This is a genomic window from Flavihumibacter sp. ZG627 (assembly GCF_000814325.1).
Taxonomy (GTDB): Bacteria; Bacteroidota; Bacteroidia; order Chitinophagales; family Chitinophagaceae; genus Flavihumibacter.
On record NZ_JPHF01000003.1, the window covers coordinates 114,823 to 129,590 of the forward strand.

The 14,768-nt window shown below is 43.1% G+C and carries 12 protein-coding genes; 6 read left to right on the top strand and 6 right to left on the bottom strand.

The genetic code is table 11. From position 1 onward, the window contains the following. Positions 1 to 26: 26 nt before the first annotated feature. On the bottom strand, positions 27 to 881 hold the full coding sequence (gene tatC / locus HY58_RS07395; RefSeq protein WP_039130092.1) for a twin-arginine translocase subunit TatC: 855 nt from the start codon (positions 879 to 881) through the stop codon (positions 27 to 29). 86 nt (positions 882 to 967) lie between these two features. Here tatC and HY58_RS19445 point away from each other — a divergent pair, with 86 nt between their 5' ends. Further along, positions 968 to 1,141, top strand: coding sequence for a hypothetical protein (locus tag HY58_RS19445; RefSeq protein WP_156123612.1), 174 nt, complete (start codon positions 968 to 970; stop codon positions 1,139 to 1,141). 81 nt (positions 1,142 to 1,222) lie between these two features. On the opposite strand, the gene HY58_RS07400 is transcribed toward HY58_RS19445, so the two are convergent. Then, positions 1,223 to 4,984, bottom strand: a complete 3,762-nt coding sequence (locus HY58_RS07400; RefSeq protein ID WP_039130094.1) for a DEAD/DEAH box helicase — start codon at positions 4,982 to 4,984, stop codon at positions 1,223 to 1,225. 154 nt (positions 4,985 to 5,138) lie between these two features. Here HY58_RS07400 and HY58_RS18795 point away from each other — a divergent pair, with 154 nt between their 5' ends. The 4 genes from HY58_RS18795 to HY58_RS07420 are packed head-to-tail and all read left to right on the top strand — an operon-like array spanning position 5,139 to position 8,145. Next, positions 5,139 to 6,779: a M20/M25/M40 family metallo-hydrolase gene (locus HY58_RS18795; protein ID WP_052323926.1), complete on the top strand. Its 1,641-nt coding sequence runs from the start codon at positions 5,139 to 5,141 to the stop codon at positions 6,777 to 6,779. Between the two features lie 14 nt (positions 6,780 to 6,793). Beyond that, positions 6,794 to 7,228 (top strand): IPExxxVDY family protein, encoded by a 435-nt coding sequence (locus tag HY58_RS07410; protein ID WP_039130096.1) that lies wholly within the window; start codon positions 6,794 to 6,796, stop codon positions 7,226 to 7,228. 27 nt (positions 7,229 to 7,255) lie between these two features. Continuing rightward, the gene (locus HY58_RS07415) at positions 7,256 to 7,894 is read left to right on the top strand and encodes a GNAT family N-acetyltransferase (RefSeq protein ID WP_039130099.1); all 639 of its coding nucleotides are present in this window, start codon (positions 7,256 to 7,258) and stop codon (positions 7,892 to 7,894) included. An 11-nt stretch (positions 7,895 to 7,905) separates the two neighbouring features. Continuing rightward, positions 7,906 to 8,145 carry a 4a-hydroxytetrahydrobiopterin dehydratase gene (locus HY58_RS07420; protein ID WP_039130101.1) on the top strand — a complete coding sequence of 80 codons (240 nt, stop codon included), beginning with the start codon at positions 7,906 to 7,908 and terminating at the stop codon, positions 8,143 to 8,145. A gap of 3 nt (positions 8,146 to 8,148) precedes the next feature. On the opposite strand, the gene selD is transcribed toward HY58_RS07420, so the two are convergent. The 4 genes from selD to HY58_RS07440 form a co-directional block, all read right to left on the bottom strand. Beyond that, the gene (gene selD / locus HY58_RS07425) at positions 8,149 to 9,204 is read right to left on the bottom strand and encodes a selenide, water dikinase SelD (RefSeq protein ID WP_039130104.1); all 1,056 of its coding nucleotides are present in this window, start codon (positions 9,202 to 9,204) and stop codon (positions 8,149 to 8,151) included. 1 nt (position 9,205) lies between these two features. Further along, positions 9,206 to 10,306, bottom strand: a complete 1,101-nt coding sequence (gene mnmH / locus HY58_RS07430) for a tRNA 2-selenouridine(34) synthase MnmH (protein WP_039130107.1) — start codon at positions 10,304 to 10,306, stop codon at positions 9,206 to 9,208. 58 nt (positions 10,307 to 10,364) lie between these two features. Beyond that, on the bottom strand, positions 10,365 to 12,062 hold the full coding sequence (rho, locus tag HY58_RS07435) for a transcription termination factor Rho (protein WP_039130109.1): 1,698 nt from the start codon (positions 12,060 to 12,062) through the stop codon (positions 10,365 to 10,367). A 189-nt stretch (positions 12,063 to 12,251) separates the two neighbouring features. Further along, entirely contained in the window at positions 12,252 to 13,238 is a 987-nt protein-coding gene (locus HY58_RS07440; RefSeq protein ID WP_039130111.1) for a 2-hydroxyacid dehydrogenase, read from the bottom strand. 80 nt (positions 13,239 to 13,318) lie between these two features. On the opposite strand from HY58_RS07440, the gene asnS reads away from it, so the two are divergent. Beyond that, positions 13,319 to 14,755 carry an asparagine--tRNA ligase gene (gene asnS / locus HY58_RS07445; protein WP_039130115.1) on the top strand — a complete coding sequence of 479 codons (1,437 nt, stop codon included), beginning with the start codon at positions 13,319 to 13,321 and terminating at the stop codon, positions 14,753 to 14,755. Positions 14,756 to 14,768 lie beyond the last annotated feature (13 nt).

A 14,768-nucleotide genomic window follows, 5' to 3' on the forward strand; every position in this document is an offset into this window, starting at 1 on the left:
CAAATTTCGGATTTATTGCCGGCCTTTCAACTCCATTCCTCGGGAAGGTTTTGCTCAGCAAGATCTTCTTTGTTGACCCTTGCAGCAATGCTTATGCTTATTTCATAAAGAAACCAGAGGGGAACTGTTACTATCAGCTGGCTGATGACATCAGGAGGGGTAATTACCGCGGCAATAATCAGTATTATTAACACAGCAAACTTGCGATATGTACGCAGGAATGAAGCTGTTACTATACCCACCTTGGCAAGGAAATAAACAACTAATGGTAATTGAAATACAATGCCGGTGCCTAAAACAAGGGATACTATATTGTCGATATAATTACTAACCGTAAATGTGTTCTGGATATCAGGACTTAAAGTATAGGCGGCAAAAAAGTTGACGGTGTAAGGAGCAATCAGGAAATATCCGAAGGCAACCCCTGTGAAGAATAGAAATGAAACCCAGAAGATAACTCCGCGGGTGCGACTTAATTCCTTATCGGTAAGCGCGGGTCTGATAAAGCGCCAGAACTCCCAGAATACATATGGAAAAGCCACTATAAGTCCGCCAACAAAAGCGATGGTAAAGCTCATCATGAACTGGCTGCTCATTTCTGTACTGATCAGCTTCAGATTAATATCAGCAAGGCACATAGCATCTCCAAGTCCCACTTTGTGGCTAAACCAGCATAGAGCTTTGTATGTAATGAAATCTTTATTTGTTGGGCCCATCACAACCCGCCCGAAGAAAAAATCCATATAAACAAATACGATAATTGCTCCCACCATGATGGCAAGTAAGGAGCGCATTATGTGCCAGCGCAGCGCTTCCAGGTGATCAACAAAAGACATCTCAGCTTCGGTTCCCGACTTTCTTCTGAACAATGATTTGGCCATACTTTAAGTGTTCTGTACTAATTATCAGCAATAAAATAAGTGTATATTCGTTTTAATCGTAATTCAACACCAAAAAACCTGTATCAATGAAACGTAATACAATGTACTACGATACTCACGCTATCAAGATCAACAAGGATAGCTATCGACCTGGCATACATCTTTTCCATTTCATAAGATACATCTGTTGCGTTCTATTCAAAGGTGAATCACCCATTGAGAACAGGCCAGGTTATGCCAGACGGTCGGCAAGATACTAACCCAAATACATATCTGGCACTTACCTCTGAAACCACTTTTTGTATGTGCCCGTCCCCGCCTGCACCGGCGGGGCTTTTTTATTAGCTGAACAGGTACTCTACATCCTCTCTTGTGAGGTTCTTCACAAATCCTTCGTCATCGGCAATCAGGTCTCGTGCCAATACTCTTTTCCTGTCTTGCAATTGCAATATCTTATCCTCAATGGTATCCTTACATATCATCCTGTAGGCAAAAATGTTTTTCGTTTGCCCTATACGATGAGTTCTGTCGATAGCCTGCTGCTCAACGGCAGGATTCCACCATGGGTCAACAATATATACGTAATCTGCTGCCGTAAGGTTCAAGCCAACCCCACCAGCTTTTAATGAAATAAGGAATACACGGCAGTTATCATCTTTCTGGAACCGCTGGATGGCCTTTTCGCGATCGATGGCAGATGTGCTGCCATCAAAGTATTCATAATCCACACCAAGCTCCTCCAGTTTCTTCCGGATAAGCGCCAGCATTCCCAGAAACTGTGAGAATACGAGGGCCTTGTGGTTACTGATATTCTCACTGATCTCCCGACCAAGCTCTTCCAGCTTGATAGAATGGTTCTCAAACTTATCCTGTTCATTCAGTATGGCGGGAGAATCACAGATCTGGCGAAGTTTCATTAATCCCTGTAAAATGGTAAGCTGAGATTTCTGCATTCCCTGTGCTTCAATGGTGCCAAGGATCTTATCGCGGTAATCATTACGGTAGGCATCATAGATTTTACGCTGCTCATCTTCCATTTCACACCAAAGGATGGTTTCCACTTTCTCTGGAAGGTCTTTTGCCACCTGTTCCTTTGTACGGCGCAGAATAAAAGGGAAAAGTATCTTACGGAGATGGTCCTTCCGGTCGGGCTCGCCAAATTTATCAATGGGGATAGCAAATTCCTGTCTGAAAAACTCCATACTACCCAGCATACCCGGATTCAGGAAATTCATCTGGGCGTATATGTCGAACGTATTATTCTGTAACGGAGTACCGCTCATGCACAAACGATGTTTTGCTTTCAACAGAGAAGCTGCTTTTGTAACCTTGCTTGCCGGGTTCTTGATAGCCTGTGATTCGTCCAGAACAACATAATCAAATTCCATTTCCACCAGCATTTTAATATCACTTCTCAGTGTGCCATAGGTGGTGATAATAACATTCTTTTCAGCGAGCATCGCTTTATTACGAGAGCGCTCGCCACCATGATGTATATGATAGGTAAGAGTTGGGGTAAATTTCCGGATTTCGTTTTCCCAGTTGAACATAAGGGTGGTGGGACAAACAACAAGAGCTTTCAATTCATGGTGTGTATCGCGGTAGTGCTGCAGGAAGCTCAATGCCTGCACCGTTTTACCAAGACCCATATCATCAGCCAGGATTCCACCCCAATTCACTTCACTTAGGTAATTGATCCACTGGAAACCGAAGGCCTGGTAAGGCCGTAGAATGGGCAGCAAGTGCTCTGGCGGCATCACTTCGCGGATACTTTTGAAGCCTCGCAGCCGATCATATTTCTCTTCCAGTTGTATGAACAACTCTTCTTCATTGCGCTCATTGTAGAGTTCATCAATGACGCTCATATGGTATTTGGATAGCCGCAGACTCTGTGCTTTTCCTTCACCAATACGAAACAATAAGGAATATTTCTTGATCCACTCTTCCGGTAAAATTCCAAGAGACCCGTCCTCCAATTGAACAAATTGCTGCTTGTTGGCCAGCGCTCTCTTCACTTCTGCAACGGTCACTTTCAGGTCGCCGAAAACAATATCCACTTTGGCATCAAACCAATCAGTATTGCTGCTGATCTGTATCCTGGTTTGTGGCTTTGCTGTATTAAATCGAAAATTCCGAAGTGCTTCAAATCCGAATACAGGCACTTTCATGTCTTTCATGGCGTCCACAAACAAGAAAAACCAGTTATTGCGGAGTACATCTGCACCCTTCAGGACCAGGTTCTGTGAGCCATCCGGACGGATAAAATTGGAGTGTAATGCCTCCAGCTTCTGTAGAAATTGTGATTCTACTTCTTTGTTTCTATGTACGATCATTACCTTATCGCCGTCCGGAACAATGATCTCATCCTTATCGCCTGGTTTGGTCTCGAAGCCTTTATAGGAGAATATGGGCTGGAAAACTAGGTAATCGCCCTTTTCCTGGAGCATTAGGATACGCTCAGGATCTCCGTCCTTATAAGAAGATATGATAGCAGCATCAAACTCAACTTGATAATGTTTTGCTAACGGCAGAACAAGCTGTTTGAGTTGCATCTGCCAGGTGCTTTTTGTAATAGTGATACTTCCCTTCGGCATAAAGGTTTCCACGCGATTCACATCTTCCTCATTACGCCAGCAGTAAAGATTTTCATTATACAGGAATAAAAGGTTGCTGTTGATCTGATTATCTGTAAGTTTCAGTTCCTTCCCATTGATCTTTACATAACAGGTTATCTCATATTGGGTCTTCTTCTGTTGAACCCGGAAATAAGGTATGAGGGGTTCTGTCACTATTCCGATAGATTGCAGGTTATCGGTCTTGAAAACCTTGTTGGGCGGAAGCATATAAATAAATGGGCTATCGGCCACCTCATTCATTAGTTTCCGCAATTTCGGCTGCATATACTCAACAACCAGGTGTTTTGTTTCTGCGGGAAGGTCATCACTTTCATGATGAATAATATTTTCCCAGATACCGCTAAAAGGTGAATTCCTGTTAAGATATTTGGTGAGTTCTGTTTCCTGCATCCTGCGCAGCGCCGGAATAAGGGCACGATCCGACTCAGGGTATATCTCAGCATTTACATATTTGGTCAGATCTATTTTTTCAACTTTACCGAGAAGCTTTTGCTGTTGTTCATCTGCTTCTCCCTGTACTGCTTCCAGTAAAAAACCGGGATAAGAACGCGGATGGAGATTCAATACAATGCCGATTCGTTGGGCAGTAGCTTCTTCCTTATCATTTTGTTCCTGCTCGGCTTCTTCTGTTAGAACAGCAACTTCCACTGGTTTAGGTTTGTTGGCCTGTAAAGGATTGATCCTTTTAATGGAGTTGTCAAGCACCCTAAGGAAAGGCTTGCCTTCTTTATATGCAAATTCAAATTTACCCTTCAGGTCATCACTTAGGCTATATCCGTAGGCTTCAAGTAATTTATTCTTCTCTTTATCCCAATTCCTGATTGAATCAAAATAGTTAGGGCCAAATGAGTTTAGTAACTGAAGAAAAACAATAACCTTTGGCAGGCAAAGTGGATGTTTAGTATCAACATAATCACAACTGGTATCAAAGTTGCGTTCTTCGTTCTTACGGATCACCACTTTATATTGGCGGCCTACCAGATCAACTGTTGCCTTCACCACTTCATCGGCAGCAGATTCAATATTAGCCTTTGATGTACGTAAATACTGTTCCGCTTCATTATATGTTTCCTGTCCACTCAGGAGTCGGATCGTTTTCAGATCGATGGACTTCATCTTAATAACCGTATGACGCTGATCATAAACAACTTCCTCGGCCAACAAGAGATTTTTATCAAGCAGTTCCTGTAACTGTATCAGTGCTGCGGCTTCATGGCGACAGATATCGCCAAGGTTATAAGGGCAGCTGCATCTAACGGATAAACTCTTTGGGTCTGAGAATTTCTGAACATACACCTTATAGAATGTAGCATAGCTGTCATCCTTTACCCTGAAGGTAACAGATCCCAGTAATTCATCATATTCTACCAGTTCAACATAGCCGATGGCATGGATTTTTTTTCCTCTCCTGATAACTTCATCGGTTCCATTGGTATAAACATATTTAATAAGGTGCGGTAAAGCCATTCGTATATTCTTTTATCGGGACTGCTGCTTGGTTGTGGGCAGGCCAATCTGCAAAAGTAACGGAAAGAGTGGCAGATAACCATATTAATTATTGTTTTTACGGCATGGTATTCGCCTTCGCAATGATACCTTTGTTTCTAAAGAATTGATCTCTATGAATCTTTTTCTCCGTGTTGCGATTGCAGCAAGCATATTGAACACTTACCAGGTACAGGCACAGAAGCTGAAAAAATCAGATAAGCTTGTCATTAGTAACTTACAAAAACATGTTAAATACCTGTCAGACGACAGGTTGGAAGGCCGCAGAGCCGGCACTGCCGGAGAGGAGCTGGCAAGAACATATATTAGCAACGAATTCCAGAAAATCGGGTTAATGCCAAAAGGAGATAAGGATGGTTGGTTTCAGCCATTCCCCATAAATGATGGGAAGGATTATTCAGGTGATAGTTACCTCTTCATTGATGAACATGAGATCAACAAGAAAGATTACTTCCCCTATGCATTATCACCTGAAAAAATCATTGAAGCGATGCCTTCCATTGCTTTAAGAGAAGAAGGCGTTCCATGGTTTCTGGATCTTGGTGCTGAAAGGGATGCTAACAAGGATAACCCTCATTTTGACGCTGAGGCAAATATTCTCCTGAAGGCTAAGGATGCTGCAGAAAAAGGAGCTACGGCATTATTGCTCTATAATGACAGCAGCCAGGTTTTCAATCCCAAGCAAAGAGGCGATCAACTACCCCTTCCCGTGATCTATGTTTCAGAGAATGTTTCAAAGAAATATTTTGACGATGAAACTGCCACGCTTGAAATCAAAATGAAGACTGGTTTCAGGATTAAAGAGCGCACAGGTAATAATGTAATTGGCTTCATTAACAACAATGCTCCGTATACAGTGATTGTGGGAGCTCATTATGATCATCTTGGTTACGGAGAAGATGGTAATTCTATGCTTCGCACCAATGAGCGTTTAATACATAATGGTGCCGATGATAATGCGAGTGGAACGGCAGCGCTTATTGAACTTGCCCGTAAGCTGAAAATGGAGAAGAAAAGCAGCGCGAATTACTTATTCATTGCTTTTTCTGCCGAAGAGCTTGGACTTTTTGGATCAAAATTTTTTACCGAAAATGCTACTATTCCATTAAGCCAGGTCAGCTATATGATAAATATGGATATGGTTGGTCGGCTTAATGATAGCTCCAGGACGCTTACTGTGGGAGGAATAGGCACTTCTCCATCCTGGGCGTCCACATTTAGTTCAATCAGTGATACCCGGTATTTCCAGATCAAATTCGACAGTAGTGGTACAGGCCCAAGCGATCATTCTTCGTTCTACAGAAAAGATCTTCCTGTTTTATTTTTCTTCACCGGATTACATACTGATTACCACAAGCCAGGAGATGATGCCGAAAGGATCAACTATGAAGGGCAGTACAGAATTCTCCAGCTGGTTGAAAATGTAATGAAGAAAACACCTGTCCAGAACAAACTTGTATTTACAAAAACACGTGAACAGCAAACTGTTACTTCCACAAGATTCAGTGTGAGCCTTGGCATAATGCCCGATTACAGTTATAGCGGAAATGGCGTAAGGGTTGATGGCGTTAGCGATGGCCGACCTGCAATTAAAGGGGGCATACAAGCCGGGGATATTATTCTTCAATTAGGGGAACACCGAACCAGCAGTGTGGAATCATATATGCAGGCTCTCTCCAAATTCAAAAAAGGTGACAGCACCAGTGTGCGTTATAAAAGGGGAGATAACGAGCTTTCTGCCGATATTCGTTTTTGACAACCGGGATAAATATGAAATTGAAACTAGATATGTCCGGTGCGGCAGATGATTTTTTCTGCGATGCCCATTTGCTGGGAATCGTTGCGCCGATCCGGGACTATCAATTCTGCTGGCAACTTAACCAACGGTTTCGTTTTCAGTTCAGGGTTAACAATGAGATCGAGATCCAGATGAACAAAAAGAACCGCAATTACTATTTTCCAATTTACCAGTATGCAGAACCCAACCAATATCTAACCCACTATCTATATAAGAATCATCATGACGGTGAGTATTTATTGCCCGAGTTCAGACACCTGGATTTTTTATGGCTGATAAAGGGTGATGAGGTGGGCGCAACATTCATAGCGGAGATTATCCAGAATATCCGTGCAATCAATGCAGTACAACTGGTAACTGAACTTACCAATGAAAAGATCAAGCACAAAGAACACCTGATTTTCTAGTCCAACTTTATTTGCCGAAATTGAGGGATGCTTCAAAAATTCCGTAATAGTTTTAAGCAATACGGGGCACTTAACTTTCCGGTAGTATTGTTGAAATCTGCCTTACAGAAATTTTCCATTTATATTGAATCATTCATTGTTTATGGAAAAAAGCTGAATAGCATCCGGTCATTGAATAGTCCCACTGGTTACCTGATCCGCGAAATTGACCTTGAAGCTTTGAAGAGTGCTGCCTCCATGCATTTTACCGATAATAATATCAGCAGGTTTACCGCCCGAATCAATAGCGGTGGATATTCTGTTTTTGGAGCATATAAAGGGGACGAACTGGTTGCCTTTGCATGGATGTCGATGGACTCAATTGAATTACCCGGTTTTATAAAGAACCACGGGCTTGTTCCTGATGAAGATGAAGCCTATCTCCTCGATGCCTTTTGCCTGCCGGAACACCGGGGCAATGGTTTGCAGAAAGTATTGCTGACTGCGAGAATGAATAAGGTTTACCAGGAAGGGAAGGGGAAAGTGATAACCATAGTAAGAAAAGAAAACCTCTCTTCGCGTACAGCAATTCTTAAAAGCGGATTTCGGGCTGAAAGAAAATTAATTTTCCGAAGAATAGGGAATAACCAACACCTGCTGCAGAAGTCAGTCATTTCTTTTAATTAATAAATTTTTTTATGTGGAACGAAACAGATGATCAACTCTATAGAAAATTTGAATTCAAAGATTTTTCAGAAGCATTCGCCTTTATGACAAGGGTTGCGCTTGAAGCAGAGAAAATGGACCATCATCCAAAATGGACAAATGTTTGGAATATTGTGGAAGTATGGCTGCGTACCCATAGTGCTGGGAATATTGTAACAGAAAAGGACAAAAAGCTTGCTGCTGCAATTGATAAAATATACAAGTCGTCATGATCATTACTGTACCATAATCCTTTTATCTCCTGCTAATACCATTCTCCCAATGGGTTCCAGGTACTGAATGAGACCGGCTTCTGACAACTGTTCACGAACTTTGTGAGCCATATTCGGATCAACAGAAATGAGTAAGCCCCCATTGGTTTGCGGATCGGGTAACAGACTGAAAGCTTCCATAACATTCACACCTTTTGCAAAACCTACATGGGAACTGTAACTGTTCCAGTTTCTGAAGGTGGCATCCGGAATAATTCGTTTGGAAATATATTCTTTAACGCCAGGCAGGGTGGGAATTGCAGCGTAATAAATTTCTGCCGACAGCCCACTGCCTTCTGCCATTTCCAGTAAGTGACCCAGTAGTCCAAAGCCAGTAACATCGGTCATGGCATGAACCCCTTCAATTTTCCCGATTGTTGCACCCAGTTTGTTCAGTAATACCAACTGGTCAATAAATGGTTGGAAATGGTCAGGCTCAAGCAGATTGCGTTTCATTGCGGTAGAAAGAACACCGGTACCCAGGGCTTTAGTAAGGAATAACAGATCTCCGACACGGGCAGAATTGTTCTGCTTAAGATCTTTATGGTTGGCAAGTCCATTCACAGATAAGCCAAAAAGTGGTTCGGGTGAATCAATGCTATGTCCCCCGGCCAATGGTATTCCTGCTTCTGCACATATCGACCTTGCGCCTTCCAATACCTTTTGCGCGAGTGAAGCGGGTAATTTTTCTACCGGCCATCCAAGAATGGCAATGGCCATGATTGGTTTTCCCCCCATCGCATAAACATCACTGATAGCATTTGCGGCAGCGATGCGTCCAAAATCAAATGCATCATCAACAATTGGCATAAAAAAATCGGTGGTCGATATCAATGCCTGGTCATTTCCCAGGTCATATACAGCCGCATCATCTTTGGAATGATTACCCACAAGTAATTCCGGGAATTTTTGATCAGGTTGTTCGGAATGAAGAATCTGCTCTAATACCTGGGGTGATATTTTACATCCACAGCCTGCACCATGAGAATATTGTGTAAGAGAATAACTGGTTTCATACATGTCAATTCTGTTTCAGTTGATTCAATAATAATTGCGCATTGCGAACATGATCCACTGCAGATCCTTTAAGGGCTATTACAGGTGTGCCCGGCTCGCGGCTATCGAGGCCTTTCAGGTACCACTTGTCGTAGTATTTCAGAAGGATGGCAAATGAGGACCTGATATCATTTTCTATCAGGCTGTTTATGGCAGTTTTAGTTTCCAGTCCGCCAAGTCTTTTCTGGATCCTCAGGACTGCACCTATAAGTTTATCACGATCTGCTTTGCCATAATCTTTAACGATAAAATCAAGTCGTTCTTCAAAAGGAACATCAAGAAAATAACAGGGAGAGCTTCGCATTTGTTTGTAAAAAGGCTGTGGTATCAAAAGGTTTCCGATCCTGAGGCTTTCATCCTCTGCCCAGATAGCTTTGCCCGCTGTTTCGTTTGTATTATGCCATTGGAGCAATTTCATCCCCAGGAGGTTTTCAAACATTTCCTGGGAAGGTTGTTCGGGTTGCCCCAAATGCCCGAAGGCAGAACCCTTGTGCATGGCGAGAGCCTCCAGATCTATAATGGGCTCTCCAAGCCTTTCCAATTTCTGAAGAATTTCTGTTTTGCCAGTACCAGTGTACCCGCCAAGAATTTTTAAATCAACCTCTAATTCAAATTGTTCAAGAATGTGATGCCTGAATGATTTATAACCACCTATAAGGGTATAAACCCTGAAACCATAAAGATCAAGTAGCCAGGCTACTCCGCCCGATCTCATTCCGCCCCGCCAGCAGTGGACAAGTACGGTTTGAGGAACATCATTTGAATTATTGATGGGATTGATATTTGCCTGCTGAAAATGATGAGCTTGAAGCAGTTTCTCCACTTCATCAACCATGGGCCGCATCTTAGGGCCAAAAAAATCCAGCCCGATCTTTATTGCCTGTTCGCGACACTGCTGTTTATAGGCAGTGCCAACAACCTTACGCTCTTCATCTGTAAACAACGGTAAGGAATAAGCGCCCGGTATATGAGCATGGTTAAATTCTGATGGGCTGCGTACATCCAGAACAGGATGGCTGGCTGCCAATTCAAGAAACGATTCAATTACAATAGGTTTTACTGCCATAGCTAAACAACAAAGCTGACCTTCAGAAGGCCAGCTTTGAATATTTAAAAGATCATGATTATCTGTTCATGCTCGCGAGGAATTCTTCATTGCTTTTTGTTCCCCTCATACGTTTAAGTAATTCCGACATTGCTTCTTCTGTATTCATATCATTGAGATAAAGCCGCAACAGGTTCATGCGTTGCAGCACATCGCGGTCAAGAAGCAGATCGTCTCTCCTGGTTGAAGATGCTACAAGGTCAATTGCCGGGTAAACGCGTCGGTTGGACAGGCGACGATCAAGCTGAAGTTCCATATTACCGGTACCTTTAAACTCTTCGAAAATCACTTCATCCATCTTGGAACCGGTATCGATCAATGCTGTTGCCAGAATAGTGAGTGATCCGCCATTCTCGATTTTACGAGCCGCGCCAAAGAATTGCTTAGGCTTCTGCATAGCGTTAGCTTCTACGCCACCACTTAATACTTTTCCGGACGATGGTGCTACAGTATTATGTGCACGCGCCAAACGGGTTATTGAATCAAGGAGAATCACAACATCATGTCCGCACTCTACCAATCGCTTTGCCTTCTGCAATGCCATAGTAGATACTTTTACGTGCTTCTCAGCTGGTTCATCAAATGTTGAAGCTATTACTTCCGCTTTTACACTTCGTTCCATATCTGTTACTTCTTCTGGTCGTTCATCAATAAGAACTACCATCAGGTAACATTCGGGGTGATTCGCGGAGATAGCGTTGGCAACTTCTTTGAGAAGAACTGTTTTACCAGTTTTGGGTTGTGCAACAATAAGTCCTCTCTGGCCTTTACCAATTGGAGTGAAAAGATCGATCATCCTTGTACTATAGCCATTTGGTTCAGTGAAAAGATTCATCTTTTCAAATGGAAATAGTGGTGTGAGGTAATCAAACGGAACGCGATCGCGCACTTCTTCAGGCGTGCGTCCATTAATTGTTTCAACCTTTAACAGGGCAAAATATTTCTCTCCTTCTTTCGGTGGGCGAACAGATCCATTTACGGTATCGCCTGTTTTTAGCCCGAATAATTTTATCTGAGAGGGTGATACATAAATATCATCGGGAGAGGAGAGGTAGTTATAATCACTGCTGCGAAGGAAACCATACCCGTCCGGCATCATTTCTAATACACCTTCGGCTGGTATCACACCATCGAATTCAATATTGAAGAAATCTCTGTCGCGGCGTTGTTGCTGCATTTGCTGAGGCTGCGACTGGTGGGGACGATTCTGTTGTTGTTCAGCGGGAGCCGCCACGGGGGCAGGTTCATCAGTTTTAGGTGCTATCTCAGGCGCCTCAGGTTCGGCAACAACAGTAGCTGCTTCACGCGATTCCTGCTTTTCATTGAATGCAGGTTCCGGGGTTGGTTCTTCTGCCTTTTTACGACCTCTTTTAACTGCGGGTTTTTCCGCCGCGCGTGCAGGGGCTGCATCAGCAACAACTTCTTCCTTTTTGGCTATTACTTTTTTAGCTTCCGGCCTTGGTTTGAGATCTTCTTCGCTCATAACTTCTGCCTCTTCCGTAGAATTAGCTGTAGTTGCTTTAACGATACGTTTTCTCTTATTGGAAGCTCCGGAATCTGTGCCTTTCCCTTCACTGGCAGTAACTGCCTGCTTATCCAGGATCTTGTAAACGAGTTCCTGTTTATCGAGTTTTTTTGCACCTGGAATTTTAAGTTGCTCCGCAATATCGAGCAACTCAGGAACGAGCATGTCGTTCAGTTGCAGAATGTCATACATACTAAGACTTGTGCGTTTTGTGAGATTTCAATCAGCCTTACTTCTTGAAAAATGGAATGAATTATTGATTGGGTGTACTACAAGTGACGAGTCGGTGAGCTGGAAGATGAACTGATCAGCTTGGTTCCAATTGCAATTTTAGGCTAAAAAGGCCATATCCAAAAAAAAATCCTGTTTTTTTTTGGTCTCTTATCCACTTACCACATTCTCCAAAGGCTTTCCTGCTTCAAAATCCGTGATATTACCCAGTGTGGTAATCGCAATCTGGATGAGTGCCTCCTCCGTGAAAAAGCCCTGGTGTGAGGTTAGCAATACATTAGGAAAGCTTATCAATCGAAGTATGTCATCATCATCAATCAGTTCTCCGCTGCGGTCATAGAAAAAGAGATTTTCCTCCTGCTCATATACGTCAATGCCCAGATAGCCCAAATGTCCTTTCTTTAAAGCTTCAATAACATCGGCGGTATTTATGAGGCCGCCGCGGCTGGTATTGATGAGCATGGCGCCGCGTTGCATTACCGATAAGGTTTCAGCGTTAATAAGGTGATGAGTTTGGTCATTAAGCGGACAATGCAAAGAAATGACCTTGCTTTCAGAAAGCAGGTTAATAAGAGACATGTATTCCACCCCCCTTGCTTGCAAATCTTTATGGGGTATAATGTCAAAAGCCAACACCCTGCAACCAAAACCGAGCATGATTTTGGCAAATGACTCGCCTATTCGCCCAGTTCCGATCACACCAACTGTTTTACCGTAAAGGTCAAAACCATCCAGCTTCTCCAGGGAAAAATTACCCTCCCTGATCCTGTTATATGCCTTATGCGTTTTCCTGTTAAGTGTCATTATAAGTGCAACGGCATGTTCTGCAACAGCATGCGGTGAATAGGCTGGCACCCGTACGATGGTTATACCTAATTTTTGAGCTGATTCAAGGTCAATATTATTATACCCGGCACAGCGTAAAGCGATAAGTCTTATACCATGGAGGTTTAGCATTTCAAGGGTATCGGCTTGAAGTTTATCATTGACGAAAACACATACAGCAGCTGTTCCCGCCGCCAGGGCAGCCGTTTGGGCATTCAGGGGTGCGTCTAAGTATACTATTTCATGCAGGGTATTGAAGCGATTGAAAAACTGCCTGTCATATGATTGGGTTGAAAAAAAAGCTATTCTCATGATAAATGTTGATTATAAAAATACATATGAACTGCCCAAACTACGAATCGGCTTATCTTTGCCCTCCTTAAACAAAGGCTATGTTCAACAAGCGCGTAAAGATAAAAGAGCTGCTTACCTGGAATCCTTCAGGTCAGGAAGTTACAGTTATGGGATGGGTAAGAACCTTTCGCAACAACCAGTTCATTGCACTAAATGATGGTTCAACCAATACTAATTTACAGATAGTGGTCACCCTCGGACAATTTGATGATGAAATTCTGAAACGCATTACCACCAGTGCCTCTTTAAAGGTTACAGGCACAGTAATCCCATCACAGGGCAAGGGACAAAAGCTCGAGCTTAAGGCATCGGCAGTTGAAATACTTGGTGATAGCGATCCTGAAAAGTATCCCCTTCAGCCAAAAAAACATAGTCTGGAATTTTTACGTGAGAAGGCGCACCTGCGTTTCCGAACCAATACATTCGGATCCATTTTCCGGGTTCGCCATTCAATAGCATTCGCCATACATAAATTCTTTCATGAGAAAGGCTTTCTGTATTTGCACACGCCTATAATTACCGCCAGTGACGCTGAGGGTGCTGGTGAAATGTTTCGGGTGAGCACTCTTCCATTTGACAATCCACCACGCAATGATGATGGCAGCATTAATTTCCGGGAAGATTTTTTCGGAAAGAGCACAAACCTTACTGTCAGCGGTCAGTTGGAGGGAGAACTTGGTGCCACAGCTTTTGGGGATATCTATACTTTCGGACCAACATTCCGTGCTGAAAACTCAAATACTACGCGTCACCTGGCTGAATTCTGGATGGTTGAACCAGAAATGGCATTCTCTGATCTCGAAGACAACATGAATCTGGCTGAGGAATTTATCAAATACATCATTGGCTTTGTGATGGAGAACAACCGGGAAGATCTGGAGTTTCTTGCCAACCGACTTGCTGAAGAAGAAAAACAACTTCCTGCCGACAAGCGTACTGACATGCCACTTCTCGAGAAATTAGAATTTGTTCTTAATAATAATTTCGAACGCATCACTTATACAGAGGCAATTGACATTCTGCTTCAATCGCCCGCTTATAAAAAGAAGAAATTTCAGTATGAGGTGAAATGGGGTATTGATATGCAGAGTGAGCATGAGCGTTACCTGGTGGAAAAGCATTTCAAAAAACCAGTTATCGTCACCAATTATCCAAAGGATATCAAAGCATTTTATATGCGACAGAACGATGATGGCAAAACGGTAGCCGCAATGGATATTTTGGCGCCGGGCATTGGTGAAATTGTTGGCGGATCACAAAGGGAGGAGCGGATGGAAAAGCTAGAGGCGCGCATGAAAGAGATGCACATCCCTGTGGATGAACTCTGGTGGTATCTCGATACACGCCGATTCGGAACAGTGCCGCATGCGGGCTTCGGACTTGGTTTTGAACGCATGGTGCTCTTTGTTACTGGAATGGGTAATATCCGGGATGTAATCGCTTTCCCGCGTACGCCAAAGAGTGCTGAGTTTTAATACTGCCAGGTTA

Coding starts and splice junctions, on each gene's coding strand:
- asnS (WP_039130115.1), top strand. CDS start 13,319: ATGTTCAACAAGCGCGTAAAGATAAAAGAGCTGCTTACCTGGAATCCT.
- HY58_RS07415 (WP_039130099.1), top strand. CDS start 7,256: ATGCTTCAAAAATTCCGTAATAGTTTTAAGCAATACGGGGCACTTAAC.
- HY58_RS07410 (WP_039130096.1), top strand. CDS start 6,794: ATGAAATTGAAACTAGATATGTCCGGTGCGGCAGATGATTTTTTCTGC.
- HY58_RS18795 (WP_052323926.1), top strand. CDS start 5,139: ATGAATCTTTTTCTCCGTGTTGCGATTGCAGCAAGCATATTGAACACT.
- rho (WP_039130109.1), bottom strand. CDS start 12,062: ATGTATGACATTCTGCAACTGAACGACATGCTCGTTCCTGAGTTGCTC.
- HY58_RS07420 (WP_039130101.1), top strand. CDS start 7,906: ATGTGGAACGAAACAGATGATCAACTCTATAGAAAATTTGAATTCAAA.
- tatC (WP_039130092.1), bottom strand. CDS start 881: ATGGCCAAATCATTGTTCAGAAGAAAGTCGGGAACCGAAGCTGAGATG.
- HY58_RS07440 (WP_039130111.1), bottom strand. CDS start 13,238: ATGAGAATAGCTTTTTTTTCAACCCAATCATATGACAGGCAGTTTTTC.
- selD (WP_039130104.1), bottom strand. CDS start 9,204: ATGTATGAAACCAGTTATTCTCTTACACAATATTCTCATGGTGCAGGC.
- HY58_RS07400 (WP_039130094.1), bottom strand. CDS start 4,984: ATGGCTTTACCGCACCTTATTAAATATGTTTATACCAATGGAACCGAT.
- mnmH (WP_039130107.1), bottom strand. CDS start 10,306: ATGGCAGTAAAACCTATTGTAATTGAATCGTTTCTTGAATTGGCAGCC.
- HY58_RS19445 (WP_156123612.1), top strand. CDS start 968: ATGAAACGTAATACAATGTACTACGATACTCACGCTATCAAGATCAAC.